At 55.2% G+C, this 20,904-nt stretch carries 18 protein-coding genes and 1 tRNA gene; 5 read left to right on the top strand and 14 right to left on the bottom strand.

Annotated features, from left to right (window positions below; all coding sequences use genetic code 11):
- Positions 1-13: 13 nt before the first annotated feature.
- A complete protein-coding gene (gene recG, locus PKC29_13205) occupies positions 14-2,524 on the bottom strand; it encodes an ATP-dependent DNA helicase RecG (protein ID HML96374.1) in 2,511 nt (836 codons plus the stop codon).
- A gap of 405 nt (positions 2,525-2,929) precedes the next feature.
- Here recG and PKC29_13200 point away from each other — a divergent pair, with 405 nt between their 5' ends.
- Positions 2,930-4,036 carry a sigma-70 family RNA polymerase sigma factor gene (locus tag PKC29_13200; GenBank protein ID HML96373.1) on the top strand — a complete coding sequence of 369 codons (1,107 nt, stop codon included), beginning with the start codon at positions 2,930-2,932 and terminating at the stop codon, positions 4,034-4,036.
- A 225-nt stretch (positions 4,037-4,261) separates the two neighbouring features.
- Positions 4,262-4,603 carry a hypothetical protein gene (locus tag PKC29_13195; GenBank protein ID HML96372.1) on the top strand — a complete coding sequence of 114 codons (342 nt, stop codon included), beginning with the start codon at positions 4,262-4,264 and terminating at the stop codon, positions 4,601-4,603.
- Positions 4,604-4,898: 295 nt separating this feature from the next.
- Here PKC29_13195 and PKC29_13190 read toward each other — a convergent pair.
- Positions 4,899-4,976, bottom strand: a tRNA-Pro gene (locus PKC29_13190).
- A 181-nt stretch (positions 4,977-5,157) separates the two neighbouring features.
- On the opposite strand from PKC29_13190, the gene PKC29_13185 reads away from it, so the two are divergent.
- Both PKC29_13185 and PKC29_13180 read left to right on the top strand, forming a co-directional pair.
- Complete coding sequence (locus PKC29_13185; GenBank protein ID HML96371.1) at positions 5,158-5,967, top strand: aldo/keto reductase; 810 nt, start codon at positions 5,158-5,160, stop codon at positions 5,965-5,967.
- Positions 5,968-6,087: 120 nt separating this feature from the next.
- Positions 6,088-7,905, top strand: a complete 1,818-nt coding sequence (locus tag PKC29_13180) for a M3 family oligoendopeptidase (GenBank protein ID HML96370.1) — start codon at positions 6,088-6,090, stop codon at positions 7,903-7,905.
- A 117-nt stretch (positions 7,906-8,022) separates the two neighbouring features.
- On the opposite strand, the gene cyoE is transcribed toward PKC29_13180, so the two are convergent.
- The 7 genes from cyoE to PKC29_13145 are packed head-to-tail and all read right to left on the bottom strand — an operon-like array spanning position 8,023 to position 14,190.
- A complete protein-coding gene (cyoE, locus tag PKC29_13175) occupies positions 8,023-8,934 on the bottom strand; it encodes a heme o synthase (protein HML96369.1) in 912 nt (303 codons plus the stop codon).
- Between the two features lie 10 nt (positions 8,935-8,944).
- Positions 8,945-9,814 (bottom strand): COX15/CtaA family protein, encoded by an 870-nt coding sequence (locus tag PKC29_13170; protein HML96368.1) that lies wholly within the window; start codon positions 9,812-9,814, stop codon positions 8,945-8,947.
- Positions 9,815-9,826: 12 nt separating this feature from the next.
- A complete protein-coding gene (locus tag PKC29_13165; protein HML96367.1) occupies positions 9,827-10,138 on the bottom strand; it encodes a cytochrome C oxidase subunit IV family protein in 312 nt (103 codons plus the stop codon).
- 15 nt (positions 10,139-10,153) lie between these two features.
- On the bottom strand, positions 10,154-10,759 hold the full coding sequence (locus tag PKC29_13160; protein HML96366.1) for a cytochrome c oxidase subunit 3 family protein: 606 nt from the start codon (positions 10,757-10,759) through the stop codon (positions 10,154-10,156).
- A gap of 7 nt (positions 10,760-10,766) precedes the next feature.
- Entirely contained in the window at positions 10,767-12,380 is a 1,614-nt protein-coding gene (gene ctaD / locus PKC29_13155) for a cytochrome c oxidase subunit I (protein HML96365.1), read from the bottom strand.
- 30 nt (positions 12,381-12,410) lie between these two features.
- On the bottom strand, positions 12,411-13,349 hold the full coding sequence (coxB, locus tag PKC29_13150) for a cytochrome c oxidase subunit II (protein HML96364.1): 939 nt from the start codon (positions 13,347-13,349) through the stop codon (positions 12,411-12,413).
- Positions 13,350-13,353: 4 nt separating this feature from the next.
- Positions 13,354-14,190: an SCO family protein gene (locus PKC29_13145; GenBank protein HML96363.1), complete on the bottom strand. Its 837-nt coding sequence runs from the start codon at positions 14,188-14,190 to the stop codon at positions 13,354-13,356.
- A 292-nt stretch (positions 14,191-14,482) separates the two neighbouring features.
- On the opposite strand from PKC29_13145, the gene PKC29_13140 reads away from it, so the two are divergent.
- Positions 14,483-15,454, top strand: coding sequence for a P1 family peptidase (locus tag PKC29_13140; GenBank protein ID HML96362.1), 972 nt, complete (start codon positions 14,483-14,485; stop codon positions 15,452-15,454).
- Here PKC29_13140 and rodA read toward each other — a convergent pair.
- From rodA to PKC29_13115, 5 genes are read right to left on the bottom strand one after another with little or no spacing between them, the layout of a single operon-like run.
- Positions 15,447-16,571: a rod shape-determining protein RodA gene (gene rodA / locus PKC29_13135; protein HML96361.1), complete on the bottom strand. Its 1,125-nt coding sequence runs from the start codon at positions 16,569-16,571 to the stop codon at positions 15,447-15,449. The two genes, PKC29_13140 and rodA, sit on opposite strands and share 8 nt — an antisense overlap.
- A complete protein-coding gene (gene mrdA / locus PKC29_13130) occupies positions 16,558-18,366 on the bottom strand; it encodes a penicillin-binding protein 2 (protein HML96360.1) in 1,809 nt (602 codons plus the stop codon). Before mrdA ends, rodA begins: the two co-directional genes overlap by 14 nt.
- The gene (gene mreD / locus PKC29_13125) at positions 18,347-18,835 is read right to left on the bottom strand and encodes a rod shape-determining protein MreD (GenBank protein HML96359.1); all 489 of its coding nucleotides are present in this window, start codon (positions 18,833-18,835) and stop codon (positions 18,347-18,349) included. Before mreD ends, mrdA begins: the two co-directional genes overlap by 20 nt.
- Positions 18,828-19,655 (bottom strand): rod shape-determining protein MreC, encoded by an 828-nt coding sequence (gene mreC / locus PKC29_13120; protein HML96358.1) that lies wholly within the window; start codon positions 19,653-19,655, stop codon positions 18,828-18,830. The genes mreD and mreC overlap by 8 nt, the downstream gene beginning before the upstream one ends.
- A 50-nt stretch (positions 19,656-19,705) precedes the next feature.
- Positions 19,706-20,749, bottom strand: coding sequence for a rod shape-determining protein (locus PKC29_13115; protein ID HML96357.1), 1,044 nt, complete (start codon positions 20,747-20,749; stop codon positions 19,706-19,708).
- Positions 20,750-20,904 lie beyond the last annotated feature (155 nt).

Raw genomic sequence — 20,904 nt, 5'->3', positions numbered from 1 at the left:
TAGGTGACGGGACTCAGGATATGGCGGGCAGCTCGAATATGCTCCCGTACCTTCTCGTGACCTCTTCCCGAAGCTCCGGATATTTCGAGAGCGCCGGGTCCTCGGACACGAGCCTGAACGCATCCTCCCTCGCCTCTTCGAGTATCTTCCAGTCTCTCAGGATATCAGCGAACCTGAACTGAGGCAGGCCCGACTGTTTTGTGCCGAGGAAGTCCCCCGGGCCCCTGATCATAAGATCGGCTTCGGCGATCCTGAACCCGTCGGAGGTTTCCGCCATTATAGAGAGCCGCTTATCAGCATCCCCGGACCGCTTGAAGCCCGAAATCAGTATGCAGTGGGAATCGTGCCCTCCCCTCCCTATCCGGCCCCTCAATTGATGAAGCTGCGTGAGCCCGAACCTCTCGGCGTTTTCGATAACCATAACGGTCGCGTTGGGAACGTCCACGCCGACCTCTATGACGGTCGTCGAGACAAGAATATTCACGTGCCCGGCTATGAACCGCCTCATGACGGCGTCTTTTTCCTCGGGCTTCATCCTGCCGTGAAGGAGCCCGACTGTAAAATCCGGGAAGATTTCATTTCCGAGCTCCTCGGCCATCCGGGTGGCGTATTTAATGTCCTTAAAATCAGGATTTTCCGACTCCTCTATCATAGGATAGACGACGTAAGCCTGCCTCCCCTTTTCAATCTCTTTCCTGACTATATCGTACGCCTTCTCGCGCGAGCCCTTCTGGTCGTAAAACACGCGCGTCCTGACCGCCTTCCTCCCGGGCGGCATCTCGTCGAGGACCGACACCTCGAGGTCGCCGTAGACGGTAAGAGCGAGAGTCCTCGGTATCGGAGTGGCAGTCATTACAAGGACGTCCGGATTTACGCCCTTCCCCATGAGGCTCGCCCTCTGGAGCACGCCGAATCTGTGCTGCTCGTCGATTACGACGAGGCCGAGGTTCCGGAAATCCACCTTCTCCTGGAGTAGCGCGTGCGTACCGACGGCTATCTGCGCCTCGCCCGACGCGAGCGCCTTGTAATATGCATTCTTCTCGCGCTTTCCCATGCCGCTCTTTAAAAATACGACGCGGACGCCCATACCCTTCATGGAATTAAGGACGGACGACAGGTGCTGCTCGGCGAGTATCTCGGTCGGGGCCATGAGAACGGCCTGATACCCGCTCTCTACGGCTGCGAGCATGGACATTATGGCAACTATGGTCTTCCCGCTCCCGACGTCCCCCTGAAGGAGCCTGTTCATCGGACGCGGGGATATCATGTCGGCCTCTATCTCCGAAAGCACCCGTTTCTGCGCCGAAGTGAGCCCGAACGCCAGGCTCGACAAAAGCCTCTCCCTGAGCCCGCCCGTCGGATGAAACACGATACCCTCCGACTCGGCGACGTCCCTTTTCTTAAGCGCGAGGCCGAGCTCCATCAAGAAGAACTCGGAGTACGCGAGCGTCCTGTGCGGCGGCGAGCCGTATACCTCTTCAGCCCTGGAGAGATCGATCACCCTGTCGTCTCCTTCCGGGAAATGGACTCTCGAAAGCGCGTCGCCGAAGTCCGCTATCCCGCGCCCGGCGCTTATTTCGAGAGGAACGGGCAGCGAAACAGCATGGGCATACCCGTCGACTACAGACTTCATGATACCCCGCATCCGCCTCTGCTTTATCCCTTCGGTGAGCGGATACACCGGCACTATGCGGCCGAAGTGAACGTTGTCCTCGCCTATTTCCTCGCCCTCGTCTATGACCTCTATATCCTCCGGCCTCGGGTGGATAATCTGGAGCTCCCCACCATAGCCGACGGTCACGTCGCCGGTCAGAATAACGCGCGCGCCTTTCTTATACGCATTCCTGAGATATCCCTCGTTAAACTGAAACCATACCAGCGTCAGGGTGCCGCTCCCGTCGGAAATCACGGCCTGATATATCGCGCGCCGCCGCGTTCTCACCCTTCCCGCGGCCAGTATCTCTCCCATCACGGTCTCGCGACGGCCGGGCTCGACCCGGGATATTTTCTTTATGATCCTCCTGTCCTCGTACCTTCTCGGGAAGTAATAGAGCGCGTCGCCGACGGTTTTTATGCCCCGCTTTTCGAGGAGCGCCGCTATCCTCGGCCCTACCCCTTTTATGAACTGGACTGGCGTCGAGAACGGGTCGCCCCTCTCTTCTTCGGGCGCTTCCGGGGATTCATTCCGGGAGACCTCCGGCTGCTTTTGAGGCTTCTCCACGCCGGCCGATATCCGTCCGGCGCTCCGGAGCTCGCCTAGCCTCTCCAGGTCCCCGAGCGCCTTCCGGATAGCCTTCTTTTTCCCCTCCGTTTCGAGCCCTTCGTAATCGAGGAAACTTTCCTTGATATCCCTTATAATCTCTGCCTCCGCATTCGTGAGGTCGAGCGAAAGCGCCTTCAGGGCCAGGTCGCCGACAAGGGAGTCCAGCGACTTAACCGTATTCAGCTTCGAGAAGCTGTTTTTAGACGCGAACTTGAGCGGCTTTTCGAGGGCCTTCAGTATATCCGAGAGATCTTGAGACATTAATAAGATTTTACAGAGGCTTATACTCTGAAAGCAAGCCTGGGTCTCAAGTTCGGCATCCTTTTTCCGGAGAATTGCACAATCAGCCTAATATCTTTATTATCACTAATCATTATTCGCTTTTATATCATATTAATTTCTGCTACGATGTTTTAAAATTGTACACCCTGTACAGTGTGATTTTGCACACATTCGTGCCGGGCAGCCGGATCTTTGACAGCCCCAATCTTGTAACCTCCAGTCATCACGAGCAATTGTACGGCTGAACTATATGGCACATATATTGCACCTTTAGAAGATCAAAAGAGAACGAAGGCAAGAATCTCGGGCCTGTTACCGACAAAAAGGCTCATGCTGCCGCCGAACTGCATCCAGCACAAAAAAATTCAGAGAGGACCGGGACACATGAAATACAGCGAAATCGAAGCAACGGGAGTCGAGACGGATAGTTTCAGCAGCACATACGAAGAGGCCCCCGATACGGTAGACCTCCAGACAGATCTCATGTTCGAAGACGAAAATCCCTCGGAGGATTTTGTCACGGGAAAACGGACCAAACGGGAAGCCGGGGCCAATACGCCCGACGAACAGTTCAGGATACTGAACGATTATTTCAGCGACATAGCCAAGGAGCCGCTCCTTACGCTCAGACAGGAAATAGAAATCCCCGCCAAGATGAAGAAGTGCGAGCACAAGGCGCGGCAGATACGGACTTACCTCGACAAAACACCGTCGAGCCCCCACAGGGAAAGGCTCCACGCATCCTTAAAAGCTTATTCCCTTAAAGCCGGCGATTTAAAAAAGAGGTTCGCCAGCGCCAACCTGAGGCTCGTCATCAGCATAGCGAAGCGCTACATCAATCACGGCCTCCCCTTTCTCGACCTCATCCAGGAGGGGAACATAGGCCTCATGAAGGCCATAGAGAGATACGACCACACCAAGGGCTACAGATTTTCGACCTACGCCTCGTGGTGGATATACCAATCGATAACGAGGGCGATACTCGTTCACCGCGGAGCCGTGAGGGTGCCCGTATACCTCCTAGAAGTCACGAGCAGGGTGTACAGGACAAAATCCCTGCTCTTAAAAGAATCCGGCCGCATCCCCTCGCCCGAAGAGATCGCCAAGCGTTCGGGCGTACAGTTGAAATACGTAAAAAGGATTCTCAAGATAACGAATGAATCGATCAGCATGGATTCTCCCATAGACGGCGAGAAGAGAACTCTCTACGATTTCCTCGTGGACGAGGACTCCATCTCTCCGGACTACACGGTAATCGACTACGAGCTCAAGAACTGTGTGCGGAGCTCACTGTCTCTTCTATCCGCCAAGGAGGAAGAGGTTCTCAGGATGCGTTTCGGGATAGACAGAAGCGAAACCGTCACACTCGACGACATAGGCAGGAAGTTCAAGCTCACGAGAGAGCGTATCAGGCAGATCGAGAAGAAGGCCCTCAGGAAATTGGCCGTATCCAGGATGAAAGACGCTCTCAAGAATTTCAGAACGTCGTGAGCCCGGAATCCTTGTGTGAATACGCACTCCAGCCGTGTGTCAACTGTGCGAATACACACAGAAAAATCAACTATATCAGCGGTTGCTATAACCGAGGTCCGGTTGTAATACACTGACAACATTGGACATTGTAAAAAATTTGTAATTGGTACGGATATTGCAGTATAGTTATTCAAGCCTATCGGCATGTTCGAAGGCTAAAAACACTCAGGAGGACTTGACGACATGAGAGTAATGTCCATTTTCTTTGCGTTATTGTTAGTGATGGGTATTTCCTTGAGCGGAAGCGCCCTCGTTGGCAGCATTCCGGCTATGGCACAGGACGATCCGCAGGGCGAGATCCCGGGCGGCGAGATTACCGACGAGGCTACGGATGCTGCAGGTGACGCCGCAGACGCCACCGGCGATGCTGCAGATGATGCAGCAGATGCAGTTCAGGGCGAGATCCCTGGTGGTGAGATGACCGACGAAGCTACGGACGGTTCCGGCGCTGAAACCAACGCTCCGGACGAATCGACCGAAGGCGAAATCCCGGGTGGCGACATGCCGGACGACGCTGCAAAATAAGTAAACAAGTCTGCAATAAATAAAAAAAGGGGGCTCATGCCCCCTTTTTTGTGCCCAATGGGGAAATTCTACCGGCTCAGCCACTCGATACCCGAACGGATTTTTCTTCTGCGACCCCTTCAAACCGACATACCATTGCATTCGTCACGGCATAAACCCGCCGGGTCTGTCGCCGCAATAAAACAATTATAGGAACCTGAGACATGTGCCTGCCGGCTCGGGGAATTTATTCGATCGAGATTTTCTGCTATGGCTATTTTTGTTTAGAAGGAATTGAGATTAAAGGAGGAAAATCTGGTCGGGGTGGCCGGACTTGAACCGGCGGCCTCTGCGTCCCGAACGCAACGCTCTAGCCAATCTGAGCTACACCCCGACGAGGCTAATAAATTTACAATATTCCATATGGTATTCAAGTAAATGCATGCAAAAAATATACATACTGCATATATTCGCATATGAGCCCACAACAGATGCCGATACATGAATACGCATCCGCCCTTCACTATGTATCGGGAGTTTTTCGAATATAATTTTTAGATGGAGGATTTGAACTGATGGAGCTCAAAGAGCTCGGCGCAACGGGAGTAATGATCCCCGAGATAGGCCTCGGCACCTGGCGTTACAGGGGCGGGACGAAGCCTCTCCGCGCGGGCATAGATCTCGGCGCGAGTCTGATCGATACCGCCGAAGGCTACGGCGCGGAAGAGATAGTCGGTAAAGCCGTAAGCGGGATAAGGGACCGGGTATTCATCGCCACCAAGGTTTCCGGAAGAGACCTCGGGCACGACCGCGTCCTCCGCGCGGCCGAAGAAAGCCTGAGGCGCCTCGGAACGGACTTCATCGACCTCTACCAAGTGCACTGGCCCAACAGCCGGTATCCGATGAAGGAAACCATGCGCGCGATGGAAACCCTTGTAGACAGAGGCATGATAAGATACATAGGGGTCAGCAACTTCAACGTCGACGAGATGGAGGAAGCAATTTCGGCCCTGAGGAACAATCCCCTGGCGTCGAACCAGGTTATCTACAACCTCAACACGCGGGGAATCGAAGAAGACGTTATACCCTACTGCATCAGGCACAATATCACTGTCATGGCCTACACGCCGCTCGACGACGGCAGCCTCGCCGGGGGCTTTGGAGCATCTCCGGGCAAAATGGCGGTGCTCGAAGAGATAGCGGAAGAGACGGGGAAAACCATGGCGCAGGTCGCGCTCAACTGGTGCACGTCCGGCGAAAACGTGATAGCGATTCCCAAATCCAACACGCTCGAAAGGACGGTAGAGAACTGCGGGGCCTCGGGCTGGCGGCTCACGCCCGGGCAGAAGGAACGGCTGGACGCCGCCTTCGTAGGATACCGGTAATCCGGGTGCCCGGCGCGGAAACGGTATCGTGCACGACATCCGGGCGCTTTTTCATATGTTATATTTCACATCTACATTTTCGAAACGCAATTATCCGACCAAAATGAAACCGGAGGCGAGATGTCCAGCAATCAATCGACGGCAAAAATGAACTGGGACCTCGGGAGCTATTTCCCCGAATACGGCGGCCCGGAAATGAAGGAGTTCAAGAAAAAGCTCAAGGCCGATATAGCGGCCGTGCAGAAAAAGGCCGCGGCCCTGCCCGCGCTGGGCGCCGACAACATGGCCGGGTGGGAGGAAATAATTCTCGAAGCCGAGGACATCATGAGCCGCTACAGCCACATCGACTCATACATCGGATGCCTCGCTTCGGCCGACGGGCTCAACGAGGACTATGTCCGCGAGGAAGGAGAGATGTCGGCCGTCCACGCCGAGCTCTCGAAACTCAAGGTCGAGCTCATAAGGGCGCTAAAGAACGTCCCGGAAGAGGTCTTCCGCCGATTCACGGAGCGGGAGAAGCTCTCGGACGCCGCCTATTACATCGGCAGGCTCAGGATACTGTCCGAAAGGAGCATGAACCCCGACAAGGAGATACTGGCCTCCGACCTCGGCGTAGACGGAATAAGCGCATGGGGCCGTCTCTACGATACGGTTTCGAGCAGGCTCGAGTTCGATATGAAATACCCGGGCGGCACGGTGAAGACGCTCCCGATATCCCAGAGGCGCTCGCTCATGGAAAAGCCGGAGAGGGACGTCCGGAAGGCGGCCTTCGAGGGAGGAAACCGGGCGTGGAAGACTATCGAAGACACGGCCGCGGCAGCACTCAACGCGATTTCAGGCACGCGGCTCACCCTCAACAGGTACCGCGGCATAGACCACTTCCTCGACGTCGCGCTCTACCAGTCGGGCATAAGCCGGAAGACCCTCGACGCCATGTTCGAGGCGATTTACGACGAGATAGAGCTTCCGAAGGACATACTCCGCTTCAAGGCGCGCACTATGGGCAGAAAGCAAATCGCATGGTACGACCTCGGCGCCCCGCTCGACATCGAATCCGGCCAGAAACTGAGCTGGCCCGACGCGCAGAAGCTCGTCGAGAAATCGTTCTCCGGGTCATACCCCGCACTCGGGGCCTACGCCAGAAGCGCTTTCGATAAAAAGTGGATAGACTGGGAGCCGAGGGAAGGAAAGAGGCCGGGAGGGTTTTGCACGGGCTCGCTCCTGACGAAGGAATCCCGCATCTTCATGACGTACAACGAGACGCTCGGCGACGTGCTCACATTGGCGCACGAGGCCGGACACGCCTTTCACAGCCACGTGATGAGCGACATACGGCCTTATTCGCACTTCTATCCGATGACGCTCGCGGAATCGGCCTCTACGTTCGGCGAAATGATCCTGACGGAGGGTATACTCCGCGAGCAGTCCATTGGAGACGCCGAAAAGGCGCTAATGCTCGACACCGAAATCAACCACGGCGCCATATATCTCATGGACATACCGGTGCGCTACGAATTCGAAAAAGCGTTTTACGAAGAGAGGCAGGAAGGCGAGGTGAGCGTGAGCCGCCTCAAAGAGCTTATGGCGGAGACCCAGCGCCGCGTCTTCGGCGACGTCCTAGAGGAAGGCGGCGAGGACCCTTACTTCTGGGCATCGAAGCTCCACTTCTACGTCGTCGGAGTCACTTTCTACAACTTCCCCTACACGTTCGGCTACCTCCTCAGCCGGGGGCTCTTCTCTCTCTTTAAAAAAGAAGGCGCGGACTTTTTGCCGAAGTACGAGAAGTTCCTCAGGCTCTCGGGCTCGGATACCGCGGAGAACGTAGCGAAAAGAAGCATCGGAATGGACCTCGAAACACCCGGGTTCTGGAAGGAATCGATAAGGTCCCTTAGAGAGCCGTTCGAAAGGCTTAAAGAGCTGATGAAAGGCCTCGGATAAAGGGCGGGTAGCTAACAGTATCGGAGGAAAAACGGAGCGGGGCAGGCCGCCGGGAATCCCGCGCCCGTCCGGACCCCTGAGAGTACGGAAAATATCGGCCCGGCAACGGCCAGGTGGTCAGCCGCCTACTATCGCGTTCGGCGAATTGAAGCCCACGTCCAGAATGAGAGACGCCATTATGACGAGCATGTAAAGGATGGAGGCCCCGAAAGCCTTGCCGTAATCTGTGTTGTTGAGCGCGCTCTTTATTATTATGTATTCGAAATAGAGGCCCGAGATAACGGCGAATATGGCGTAATAATAGGAACAGTACCCGAGGAACCAGAGCGAAAGGCTAAGCGGAAAGAGGGAAACGGAATAAAGAAGAATCATGACGTTCGTATATTTCGTCCCCATGGCTACCGGCATTACGGGAATACCCGCCTTCTTATAGTCGATCTTGTATTTCTGGGCGAGGGCCCAGAAATGCGGCGGCTGCCAGAGCATCATGAATATGAACAATATGACGGCGTCCACCCCGAGGGCGGGATTCACGGCCGCGTATCCTATCAGCACGGGAAGAGCGCCGGGCAGCCCTCCTAGAATAGTCCCGTAGGGCGAGCTCCGCTTGAGGTATAGCGTGTAAAGGAGCGCGTAGCTCAGTATGGCGGCTATGGTAAGGGCCGCGTTTACGACGTTGAGGTAATAGAACGAAATGAAGAGCGAAATAGCTATGAAGACGAACGCGATCGCGACGGCCGTTTTTTCACCTATGACCGTAAGGGCGTCCACGCGCTTACTGAGCCTGCTCATGAGCACGTCTATACGCCTGTCGAGGACGTTGTTGAGAATCGCGGCCCCTGCCGCGCTAAGGAGAAGCGAGAGGAGCGCTTCGACCGCGAGATAAATCGAGGGGAAGCCCTTCGACGCCAGCACCATACCGGCGAACCCGGTAAACGCGACGCTCGTGATTATGCCCGGCTTCGTAAGGAGAACCGTGGAAACTACGATATTCGAAGCTCCCCTGTCCGCGTTCTCTATCGCGTTCATATTTACCCCCTCATGCCCCGGCTGAACCGGCATAAATCCTCCTCATCCCCAGGAACCAAGTATAGAGGAATAACGATAGAATGAGTAGAGCAACCGATAAATGAAGCGCCGCCGCTGCAAAATGAAGCTTCGTATGTATTATCCCGACCCCGAGAATAATCTGGATTACTATGAGCCCGAGCGCTATACCGAAAGCCGCGCGGTAGCGTCTGAACCCGTCGACAAGCCACGTGGACATGAAAAATCCGAGGACAATCAGAGTTATGACGTACGCGGCCACCCTGTGAGCGAAGTGGTTCAGGACCATGCCCGAGAGCTCGGGGGGTATCCAGTACCCGAGGCATTTTGGAAAGTCGGGACACGCGAGCCCCGAATTGGAGTGCCTCACGTAGGCCCCAAGCACTGCCTGGAAGAAAACCAGTATGGCCAGGAAGAAAAATACGCCGTTATAACCGCTGAGCGAGAATATCGGCTTCACCTTCTCGCCGTCGAAGAAGACTATGTAAAGCGTGAGCGAGAATATCACCAGGGCGTTCGCGAAGTGAAACGTCGTGAGGTCGACCGGTATCTCGAGAAGGACCACTATTCCGCCGAGGACTATCTGGAAAGCCAGGAGGCAAACTATCAGGACCGGTATAAGCTTCGTCCAGCCACTGTAACTCCGCAGTCTCTTGTATGAGAGATACACCAGGAAAATGGATGTGACGCCTCCTATTACCCTGTGCGTAAACTCCATGTATATATCCCACCTGTACGGAGGAACCACGCTCCCATGGCAGAGCGGCCAGTCCGGACACCCGAGCCCGGCCCCCAGGCCGGACACCAGATTGCCCCATATTAAAAGCAGGAAAAGAAAGAAAAGAGTAATTTTACCAATCATTAATCTATTTCGTCAGGGTACCACAACCCTCGTAAACGTATCCACGAACGTCATCGTGATGAGGAGGAAAAGAAGACCCAGGGGGAAAAGGGCGAACACCCAGGTTATGGAATCCTCGAATTTAAGGTGCATGAAGAAAAGGGCGACGAGCGCGGCCTTAAGCGACGCGACTGCCATGGCTATCACCACGTTCATGGTGCCGAAATCGACGTACGACACGTATACCGTGATGACAGTCAGCACCATGAGCGCCGCCCAGACGAATAAATATGTCTTGTAAGTCGTTATGTGCTCGTGTTTGTCAGAGTGCGAGTGCGATGCCATGTTTTTATCCTCCGGCTATCCAATAAGATAAAGTAACGGGAACAGATAAATCCAGATAAGGTCGACGAGGTGCCAGTAAAGCCCGCCCAGTTCAATAGGCGTGTTGTACTTCGAGTTGAACTTCCCTTTAAGCGTCAGCACAAAGACGACCCCGAGTATACCGAGCCCGATGAAGACGTGGATCATGTGAAGACCGGTCATGAGAAAGTAGAGCGAGAAGAAGATACTCGTGTCCGGATAGATGTGGTGCGAGAACTTGGCGCTGTACTCGAAGTACTTTATGACGCCGAATATCATGCCGCAGATGATCGTTATCAATATGAGTATGGCCGCTGTCTTCTGCTTGCCCCACTTGATGGCGGACACGCCCATGGCCATCGTCAAACTGCTGAAGATAAGGACGCAGGTGTTGATTGCGCCCATGGTTCTATTGAGCTCCAGATGCTGCTCGTAGAACATCTCGGGATACCTTGCGTGGAAGATCGCGTATGCCGCGAACAGCCCCCCGAAAAGGAGTATTTCAGTTCCGAGGAAGAGCCACATTCCCATCTTAGAGGAGCTGTACTCCGTCGCCGGATCCATGTTATGACCGTGTGATTGCTCGATGCCAGCTTCTGCCATGTCTCAGTTAAACCTCCAGCTCCTTCTTTTTTCCGTAACCGTACGTCCAGTCGGTCACGTGCGGTATCTCTTCGAAATTCTCATGCGGCGGGGGCGACGGTATCTGCCACTCGAGAGAAAGCGAGTTGTACGGATTCTCAGGCGCCTTCGGGCCGCTTATCAGCCCCGAAATAAGGTTGATGACCATAATGAGTATTCCAAACCCAAGTATCCAGGAGCCGTACGTCGAAAGCGCCATAAGCGATTCGAACTCGGCCGGGTAGGACGCGTAGCGCCTCGGCATGCCCTGAATTCCGAGGAAGAACTGCGGGAAGAACGTTACGTTAAAACCGACGAAGATGAAGAACCATGCTATTTTCGCTACCGTTTCGTTGAACATCTTTCCGAACCACTTCGGGTACCAGAAATGAAGCGCCCCGAAGAAGCCCATGACCGTGCCGCCTATCATGACGTAGTGCATGTGCGCGACTACGAAGTAAGTGTCGTGAAGGTGAATGTCGGCAGCGAGCGCCCCGAGGAACACGCCGGTGAGCCCGCCGATCGTGAACAGGAATATGAACCCGAGCGCGTAGAGCATGGCGGAATGAAGCTGGATCGAACCTTTATAAAGAGTGGCCGTCCAGTTGAACACCTTTATCGCCGTCGGTATGGCGACCAGGAACGTCAGGAACGAGAAAATGGTGGCCGCCGTTTCGGAAATACCGCTCGTAAACATGTGGTGGGCCCAGACGAGGAAACTTATGAACGCGATGCCGAGGCTGGAATACGCTATGGCCTTGTAGCCGAATATCGGCTTTCTGGAAAAGACCGGGATTATTTCGGATATAACACCCATCGCGGGGATGATCATGATGTAGACAGCGGGATGGGAATAGAACCAGAAGAAGTTCTGGAAGAGAATCGGGTCGCCTCCCTTGGCCGGGTCGAAGAATCCGACGCCGAGCGTCCTCTCGGTGATGAGAAGGAGAAGGGTTATGCCTACTACCGGCGTTGCCAGGAGCTGGAGGATAGACGTGGCGTAGGACGCCCATATGAAAAGGGGAAGCCTGTGCCACGTCATTCCCGGCGCCCTCATTTTGTGGGTCGTAACGATGAAGTTAAGTCCCGTGAGAATGGACGAGAACCCGAGAACGAAAACACCGAAAGTCATGAGAACCACGTCTGTGTTGGTTGTTGCGCTGTAAGGTGTATAGAAAGTCCATCCGGTGTCGGCCGGCTTTAGAAGGGCCATGAGGAGAATGGCGGTTCCAAGGAGATAAATCCAGTAACTCGCTATGTTAAGCTTGGGGAACGCGACGTCCCTCGCCCCTATCATAAGAGGAATGAGGAAGTTCCCGAAGCTGGCCGCCAGGCCCGGAACGATAAAGAAAAAGACCATTATCGAGCCATGCAGCGTGAAGAGTACGTTGTACGTATGCGGCTCGACAAAGTCGGAAGCAGGGGTAAGCAGCTCGAACCTCATAAGAAGGGCGATGATGCCGGCTACCAGGAAGAACAGGGAAGTAGACACCAGGTATAAAATCCCGATTCGTTTATGATCCGTCGTGAGAATCCAGGAGAGAAAACCCTTCTTCTCCAGGAACGGAACATATACATCGTGGGCAATCGTATGATTTGCCATTTTAAATCGCCTCCTTGAACTGAAACCCTTTTATTTTAGTGTTTTGATGTAAGCGATCACGGCCGTCACTTCGTCATCACTTAGTATACCCTTAAACGACGGCATCACCGGCTGAAATCCCTTGACGACCTGGGACTGCGGCTCGAGTATCGACTGCCTGATATAATTCTCGTCTACCTTGACCACGGAGCCGTCCTGAAGCTCGGTATCGTGATCGTAGATACCCTTGAACGACGGCCCGACAAGTGTGGATCCGTCCACGCTGTGGCATGCATTGCATCCCTTTTCTTTATATATCTTTTCGCCGAGCTCGGCCGGTGGCAGAGAAGCCACGGCCCCTCCTCCCTCGCCCGGAAGACCGTTCTCCCATATGTCGTACGCCTCGGGGCTGAGCACGTTAACTTTGCCGAGCATGACGGAATGGCCCGTGCCGCAGTACTCGGCGCAGAATATATCGAACGTCCCGATTTTGGTGGGAGTGAACCAGAGCTGAACGTAGCGGCCCGGGAGAACGTCCTGCTTCACGCGGAACCCCGGGACGAAAAAGCTGTGAAGCACGTCGTCGGACATCATGACGAGCCTGACGGGCCTGTTCTGCTCGACGTAGAGCTCGTTAAGCGTCTTTTTACCGTTGTAATAGTCGAAGGTCCAGAGCCACTGCTTGCCGGTGACTGTAATATCCACAGAATCGGCCGGGGGCGTTCTCATTTCCTTGAACACGACGAAGCCGTATACGAAAAGAGCTATAAGGAGTATTGATGGAATGACAGTCCAGATAATTTCAAGCGGCTCGCTGCCGGTTATGTAAGGCGTCTCCTCGTCGTCTCTCTTTCTCCTGTACTTAATCGCGAAAACGATGAGAATCGCGGTTATAAGCAGAAAGAAGAAGAGGGACAACAAGGTTATTGTCAAAAGCACCCCGTCTACCTTGCCCGCAAGATTAGATGCTACCTCTGGAATCCAAGTCATAAGTTTATTTTAAACCTCCCATTCTCCTATTCGGGTCCTTTTTCTCTCTCCTCCAGAAATACGTAAGCACGCCGCAAAGTGCCAGCAAGGTGATGACCCCTCCCGCCTTGACTACGTTAAGGGCCTTGAGCGCGTACCTTTTCCCGATCGGGTCGAACTCGTAGCAGAAAAGCATTACCTTGTTCAGTATCCCGGAGGTCCCGATCTGCCCTTTCGCCGCTTCCACGAGAGAGAGCCTGAAATCGAGAGGCTCGTACTGAATGCCCTCTAGGTATCGAGAAATCCTCCCGTCCGGCGTGAGGATCATAATGGCCGAGGGATGGGCGAACTCATCGCCGTCCTCCAGGAATTTAAAACCGACGGCGCCAGTCAATTTCGCTATGTTGTCCGCGTCACCGGTGAGGAACATCCAGTCCCCCGAAGAGGGCTCGCCGCGAAGGACGCTCTTCCTGTACCTTTCGCCCTTTTCGGACGCCGTCTCCGGAGTGTCGTCCGGATCGAAGCTGACTGTTATGATTCTAAAATCCTTTCCCACGGTGAAAGCCTGCTGCTCGTTTACTACCTGAAGCAGACCATCGGAGACGAAAGTGCAGACGCGCGGGCAGTTGAAATAAACGAGGCTAAGAACCGTGGGACCGTCCTTGTAGAGAACATCCCTGAAATCCACTTCGTTACCGTTTTCATCCTTTAAGGTAATGCCCTCGGGAATGACGTCGCCGAGCCTATCGTCCAGTCCGACGTTCTTTATGTCCCTCGAATCCGTGATGGCCGCCGCAAAATCGGCACACAGCAAGATCGCCAGAACCGCCAGCACGTAAATTTTCAATTGCCTTGTATACATTATTTATGACCGCATTTATGACCACTTCACCCTGCCCATAAACACCGTATAGCTGCAACAACCGTTTCACTCAGTCCTGAATCCGCTGTAAATATTAAATCATAGTATGAGGTGAGTGAAGGACATTATAATACAACTCCGACGGACAAAATATCCGCAAGAGAATACTCCCAAAACGACCTGAAAACGTGGAAGATTCTATCCTATTCTCTCTCCATGTCAAGTTGACGCTACGCCCTGCCGCCGGGGCCGCCGCGTTGAATTATGTGGTTTAGATCTTAGAATAATTATCATGATATCGATTACTCAAGCAGGCCTTAAGGCAGGCCACGCGTCGGACCCCGACGCCATAACCGGATGTACCGTGCTTCTCTTCGACAAACCGGCCCTGGGGGCCATAGACCTGAGGGGCGGCGGCACGAGCACGAGGCAGATAGATCCCCTCCTCTCCCACAGCACTTTCGGCAAAATCCACGGCCTGCTGCTTACGGGCGGGAGCGCGTTCGGGCTCGACGCCGCCGGCGGCGTGATGAGGTATCTCGAAGAGAGGCATATAGGGCTCGACGTCGGATACGGCCTCGTCGTGCCGTCAGTGCCGACCGCCGTCATATTCGACATCGGCATCGGTAAGAACATAAGGCCGGACGCAGAAATGGGATACAGGGCCTGCCTCAACGCCTCGCACGACGGAGTGGAGGAAGGAAGCGTCGGGGCCGGGACCGGCGCGACCATTGGAAAGCTCCTCGGCCTCAGGCACGCGACGAAGGGCGGGCTCGGGACCGCCGCCTACAGGTTCGACAACGGGGTTATAATAGGTGTCATCGCGGTGGTGAACGCGTTCGGCGACGTCGTCTCCCGTCAGAACGGCAGGATTATAGCCGGGGTGCGAAAAACCCCTGAGAGCGCGGAGTTCACCGGGACCGTGAATCTCTTCAAGGAAGGCGTCAGGTTCCGTGCGGGCGGCGGGCAAAACACCACGCTCGCCGTCGTCGCCGTGAACGCCAGGTTTTCCAAGTCAGAGCTCGGAAGGATAGCCAGCATAGCACAGACTGGGCTATCGCGGGTGATATCTCCGGCGCACACCGTAGCCGACGGCGACGTCGTAATAGCGGTCTCCTGCGGGGAAATGGAAGGCGACGCCAACGTCTCCGGCATCGTAGCGGCCGAGCTGGTCGAGGAATCGATACTGAGGGCCGTCAGCCTTTCGAAGGGTATGGGAGGCGTCCCGAGCGCGGGCGACCTTAACGGGAAAGAAGCTACCTGAGCTCGACGGCGGCTTCCGGTATCGGGAACTTCCGCATCCTTATCCCGAGGACTATGCCTATCCCTATCATCGCCGTAAGCGTCGACGAGCCGCCGTAGCTGAGTATGAGGAGCGGCACGCCTGTGATCGGGAGAAGCCCTATAACCATGCCGACGTTCACGACGGCATGCCAGAAGAACATCGCGGCGATACCGTAGCAGACCAGGATCGAGTATGTGTCCTTGGATCGGCTGGCGGTATCCAGTATCCACAGGATTATCATAAAATAGAGCAGGAGCGCGAAGAAGCCGCCGACAAACCCCCACTCCTCGGCGAGAACCGAAAACGCGAAGTCCGTTTGCTGGGCCGGGATAAACCTCAGCTGAGACTGCGAGCCCGCCATGAACCCCTTCCCGGTAAACTTGCCCGAGCCGACGGCTATCTGGGACTGTATGGCGTTATAGCCCGAGTTGAGCGGGTCGCGGGCCGGATCGAGAAACGTCATGATCCGGCTCTTCTGATAAGGTTTCATGAAGTAATGCCACGCGGGATAGGAGAACCCGACGACGACGGCGAGTATAATCGCGAGCGTAATCTTTTTGACCCCCATGAAGAGGATCATGCTGCCCGATATGAGTATTATGAGCAGCCCCGTGCCGAGGTCAGGCTGAAGCATAACGAGAACGAGAGGCAGCGCGACCAGAAGCACGGGCTTTACGAGATCGAGAAGGCCGTACGGGAAGCCCTCGTAGTCTCTGTCGTAGAATCTTGCGAGCGCCAGCACGACGGGTATCTTCGCGAGCTCGGACGGCTGGATGCTCGCGAAGGGCCCCAGCATTATCCAGCTCTTGGACCCCGCCACTTCCTTTCCGAATATAAGCACAAAAATCAAAAGGAATATCGACGCGCCGTAGATGTGAAGCGAGTATCTCTTTATCAGCTTGTTGTTTATAAAAGAGACGAGCACCATTACGACCACGCCGATGGAAAGCCATATAGCCTGCTTCTTGAAGTATACGAGGCCCGTTTGATAGGACGCGCTGTAAAGGTTGAGGAGCGCCAGCGCCGCGAAAGCGATCGTCATGAAAAAGAGCGACCATCCGAAGCTGTAGAGGAGCCGCCTGTCAAACATTATCATCGGCGTCTCTCTCCTTCTTGAGGTCGAAATAATACTCTATGATCTTCTTCGCCAGCGGGGCCGCGACCGCGCCGCCTTTGCCCCCGTGCTCGACGACCACGGAAACGGCTATCTCGGGCTTGTCCGCCGGGGCGAAAGAGGTGAACCATGCATGGTCCATGTGTTTTTTCGCATCCGTCTGCGAACCGAGCGAAATCACCTGTGCCGTACCGGTCTTGCCCGCGACTTCGATATCCTTGAGGCGGGCCCCCTTCCCGGTCCCTCCCGGGTCGTTCACGACGCCGGTCATGGCCTCCCTTATGAGCGCCAGCGTGCTGCCCTCCACCGGAAGACGGCCGTGCGGCGGGACCGTGTTGACAGCGGTTTCCCCGCTGAAAGCGACTTCCTTTATGACGAGCCTCGGCGTAAACAGCGTCCCTCCGTTGGCTATGGCCGCCGTCATCATGGCGACCTGAAGAGGGGTCGCGCTGACATACCCCTGTCCGATTGCGGAGACTATGGTTTCACCCTTATACCAGGGCTTCTTGAATCTTTCGAGCTTCCATTCCCTGCTGGGAGCGACCCCGGCCCTTTCCTCGATGCCTATGCCCGTAGGCTGACCGAATCCGAACGCGGTCATGTACTTCGAGAATTTGTCTATGCCGAGTTTCTCCGCGAGCTTGTAGAAATACACGTCGCAGGAATGAACCAGCGCCTGCCTCATGTTCATCGATCCATGCCCTCCCCTCTTCCAGCACCTGTACGTATGCGTGCCGAGCCTGTACGAGCCGGGGCAATTAAACCTCATGTCCGGATCGATGACCCCTTCTTTCATCGCCGCCGCGAGCGGAACCATTTTGAACACCGAGCCCGGTGCGTAAAGGCCCTGCGTCGCTCTGTTTACGAGAGGATAGTTTTTGTCGTTAAGGAGCTCGGCCCATTTCTTGGCGTCGATTCCCTTGATGAAATCCGCGGGGTCGAACGTCGGCCTGCTCGCCATCGCCAGCACGTCGCCGTTCCTTACGTCGATAACGACTATCGCCCCGAACTCTTCACCGAGCGCCTCTTCGGCCGCCGTCTGGAGGTCCATGTCTATCGACAGGACGACGTCTTTTCCCGGCACGCTGTTCTTGTTGACGAGATCCTTCCTGAAGAGATCGGAGTGCACTTCCCTTCCGAGGGCGTCCGTCACTTTCTGGACGAAGCCGTCCTCTCCCCTGAGAGAATTCTCCCATGTCTTTTCGACGCCGCTCTTTCCGACGAGGCCGTTCCAGTTGAGCTCGGGGTTGGCGTTCAGCTCCTCTTCGCTCACCTTTCCTATGTACCCGAGGAACGACGCGCCGAGGACGCCGTGCGGATACTGGCGTAGATTATTAACTTCGATCATTAGCCCGGGAAGCGAGCTTCTCCGCGCCTCTATCACGGCAAGCTGGTCGCGGTCGATGTCCTGCGCGATGGTGACTGCCTTGAACCTGTTCTTCCTCGTAGCCTGGAGGATCTTGTCACGCACCTTCGGGCTTTCGAGGCCGAGTATGAGGGATAGATTATCGCTAAGGGACTGTATATCCTCGACGTCCTTGGGAAGGACGGATATATCGAACGACGGGCGGTTCACGACGAGCTCGCGGCCGTAGCGGTCGAGCACCCTCCCCCTGGGGGCGGGGACCCTTTCGATCCTGACCCTGTTACCGACCGAGAAGCTCTCGAACTCGTCGCCCTTTATGACCTGGAGAAACCAGAGCCTCGATACAAGCGCAACAAACGCCACGCAAAGGATTATCGTCGATATGACGAGCTTACCTTTGAAGTCTTGCATATGCCTTTCCAGCCGCCCAGAAAAGAGGCACCCCGACGGCGGTGTTCACCACGCCACGGAGCAGTATCTCACCGAGCGGCAGCCTTAAACCGGACTCTCCCCTGACTACTATTATAGTCATTATGAACAGCCACGTAAAAACGGTGCTCCCGAATATGACGAGCCCCTGAACCAGATACTTTTTGAGATACACGTGGCTCGAGCTCGATTTGACCAGAATGTACGCGCTCAGGCGCGAAAGCGTGAACGTCCCGGGGAGGTTCCCCGACAGCACGTCCATGAGATAACCGTTTCCCGCGGCTATCAGCAAGCTGCCCCTTACCTCGGAATATATCGCCAGGAATACAATGAATATGAGGTTGAGGTCGGGATAGATATGCCCGCCGGCCGGGGACAGCACCGTCGACTGAAGCGTTATCAGGACGAGCGACACCGCGGCGAGGAACGGAATCAGAAGAGCGCTATTCATTTAGCACCAGGCTGTTTACGGGTTTTTGAATTATCAGCACCTCTTCGAGCGAGTTCAGGTGTACGTGCGGTGAGATTTCGGCGTTGATGAAGCTGCCCTTGGATTCTATGCCCGTGACCGTCCCTATAACGACGCCCTTCGGGAAAAAGCCGTCCTTCCCCGACGATATCACCTTGTCCCCTTCGCTCACGTCCGACTTCTTTTCTATATAATCCATCTCGCACCCCGTCCCGGTGCCCTTTACTATCCCGCGGGCGCGCGTCCTGTGTATGTAGGCGTCAACGGCGCTCACGGGGTCCGTAATAAGGAGCACTTCGGAGCTCCTGTCGCCGGCCAGAAGTATCCTGCCGACGACGCCGTCGAAGGAGGCTACCGGCATGCCCTCGGTCACGCCGTCCCTCGTGCCCTTGTCCACAATTATCACCTGCGAGCGGAGTATCGACGGGCTCGCGCCGATTACGTTGGCCGGTACGGCGGGATAAGGGCCCTCCTCCCTGAACTCGAGAAGCTTTTTAAGCCTCGCGTTCTGTATGCCGGCTTCGGAGAGCTCGAACTTCTCGCGGCGGAGGCGGCCGATTTCCTCCTTGAGACGTATGTTCTCCTCCCTTAAATTCACGAGGTGAATGTAATCGTTCCAGACGCCGGACATAGCGCCCGCGACGGAGGATACGAATTTTTGCGGATAGTAGGTGAGCGTCAGCACGAATCTCGCCGCGGGCGTCTGCTTTTCCCGTTTTTCCAGGTTAAGAGAGAACAGCTGTATCGCTATGAGTAGTAGAACGATAACTATGAAAATTGTACGGCGTTTCAGGAAGCCCATTTGTACACGCTAACAACTGAAGTCTCTTGGCCTCGCGGCTGTGCCGCGCTTTACGAATAGCTGATGCTGACTTCGCGAAGGAGGTCGAGCTCGTCGAGCGCCTTGCCCGACCCGTAAACGACGCACGTCAGCGGGTCCTCGGCGCGGGATACTGGAAGGCCCGTCTCCTCCTTTATGAGCTGGTCGAGGTTACCGAGAAGCGCCCCGCCCCCGGTGAGCATTATCCCGCTGTCGACGATGTCCGCCGCAAGCTCGGGCGGCGTCCTTTCGAGGGTCTGCTTTATGCCCTCGACTATAAAGCTCACGGGCTCGGTCAGCGCTTCCTTGACCTCTTCGGACGTTATCTCTATAGTGCGCGGGATACCGGCCCGGAGGTCCCTGCCCTTGACGTTCATCGAGCCTATCTCGCCGTTACCGAGGACCTTGCCGAGCTTTTTCTTTACGTCCTCGGCCGTCCTTTCACCGATGAGCATGTTGTAGTTGCGCTTTACGTACTGGAGTATGGCCTCGTCGAGCTTGTCGCCGCCCACTTTTATGGACTTGCTGACGACTATGCCCGCAAGCGATATGACCGCTACGCTCGTAGTGCCCCCGCCTATATCGACGACCATGTTCCCCGTGGGCTCCGTGACGGGCATGCCCGCCCCGATAGCCGCCGACATCGTCTCTTCGATGAGATAGACTTCCCTTGCGCCGGCAGCTTCGGCGGACTCCCTGACCGCTCTTTTCTCGACCTCGGTAATCCCTATGGGCACGGAAACTATAATCCTCGGCCGTACGAAGCTTTTCCTGTTGTTATGGGTTTTACGGATGAAATATTCAAGCATTTTCTGAGCAACGTCGAAGTCCGCGATTACGCCGTCCTTGAGCGGACGTATGGCCTTGATGGAGCCCGGGGTTTTACCGACCATGTTCTTCGCTTCGCGCCCTACCGCCAGTATCTTTTTTATTCCTCTCGAATCTTCCTGAACCGCAACGACGGACGGCTCGTTGGCTACAATCCCCTTCCCCCTTACGTATACGAGTGTGTTCGCGGTGCCGAGATCAACCGCCAGATCGTTAGAGAACCAACCCAGAATAGTATCGAATATCATGTCCCATCGCCTCCTGCCCTAATTATAAAATAGAAATTAGTAAAACGTTACTAGAGATTAGAAAAGATACTCAACGTCGCGCCTTAAGTATCTGAAAACACAAAAATAACCTTAAACTGATACTATAATAGAGGGGGAGATAAAATCAAGGATTA

It is taken from the genome of Thermodesulfobacteriota bacterium, from assembly GCA_035325995.1.
Lineage (GTDB): Bacteria > Desulfobacterota_D > UBA1144 > Nemesobacterales > UBA2774 > JADLGH01.
Note: the sequence above shows the minus strand (reverse complement) of the source record. Positions and strands in the feature narration are given on the sequence as shown.

Excerpts from the sequence above, each read along its gene's own strand:
- PKC29_13140 (HML96362.1), top strand. The coding sequence starts at position 14,483 with ATGATATCGATTACTCAAGCAGGCCTTAAGGCAGGCCACGCGTCGGAC.
- PKC29_13170 (HML96368.1), bottom strand. The coding sequence starts at position 9,814 with ATGATTGGTAAAATTACTCTTTTCTTTCTTTTCCTGCTTTTAATATGG.
- PKC29_13200 (HML96373.1), top strand. The coding sequence starts at position 2,930 with ATGAAATACAGCGAAATCGAAGCAACGGGAGTCGAGACGGATAGTTTC.
- ctaD (HML96365.1), bottom strand. The coding sequence starts at position 12,380 with ATGGCAAATCATACGATTGCCCACGATGTATATGTTCCGTTCCTGGAG.
- mreC (HML96358.1), bottom strand. The coding sequence starts at position 19,655 with ATGGGCTTCCTGAAACGCCGTACAATTTTCATAGTTATCGTTCTACTA.
- PKC29_13160 (HML96366.1), bottom strand. The coding sequence starts at position 10,759 with ATGGCAGAAGCTGGCATCGAGCAATCACACGGTCATAACATGGATCCG.
- coxB (HML96364.1), bottom strand. The coding sequence starts at position 13,349 with ATGACTTGGATTCCAGAGGTAGCATCTAATCTTGCGGGCAAGGTAGAC.
- PKC29_13180 (HML96370.1), top strand. The coding sequence starts at position 6,088 with ATGTCCAGCAATCAATCGACGGCAAAAATGAACTGGGACCTCGGGAGC.
- rodA (HML96361.1), bottom strand. The coding sequence starts at position 16,571 with ATGATAATGTTTGACAGGCGGCTCCTCTACAGCTTCGGATGGTCGCTC.
- recG (HML96374.1), bottom strand. The coding sequence starts at position 2,524 with ATGTCTCAAGATCTCTCGGATATACTGAAGGCCCTCGAAAAGCCGCTC.
- PKC29_13185 (HML96371.1), top strand. The coding sequence starts at position 5,158 with ATGGAGCTCAAAGAGCTCGGCGCAACGGGAGTAATGATCCCCGAGATA.
- mreD (HML96359.1), bottom strand. The coding sequence starts at position 18,835 with ATGAATAGCGCTCTTCTGATTCCGTTCCTCGCCGCGGTGTCGCTCGTC.
- PKC29_13195 (HML96372.1), top strand. The coding sequence starts at position 4,262 with ATGAGAGTAATGTCCATTTTCTTTGCGTTATTGTTAGTGATGGGTATT.
- PKC29_13145 (HML96363.1), bottom strand. The coding sequence starts at position 14,190 with ATGTATACAAGGCAATTGAAAATTTACGTGCTGGCGGTTCTGGCGATC.
- PKC29_13165 (HML96367.1), bottom strand. The coding sequence starts at position 10,138 with ATGGCATCGCACTCGCACTCTGACAAACACGAGCACATAACGACTTAC.
- mrdA (HML96360.1), bottom strand. The coding sequence starts at position 18,366 with ATGCAAGACTTCAAAGGTAAGCTCGTCATATCGACGATAATCCTTTGC.
- cyoE (HML96369.1), bottom strand. The coding sequence starts at position 8,934 with ATGAACGCGATAGAGAACGCGGACAGGGGAGCTTCGAATATCGTAGTT.
- PKC29_13115 (HML96357.1), bottom strand. The coding sequence starts at position 20,749 with ATGATATTCGATACTATTCTGGGTTGGTTCTCTAACGATCTGGCGGTT.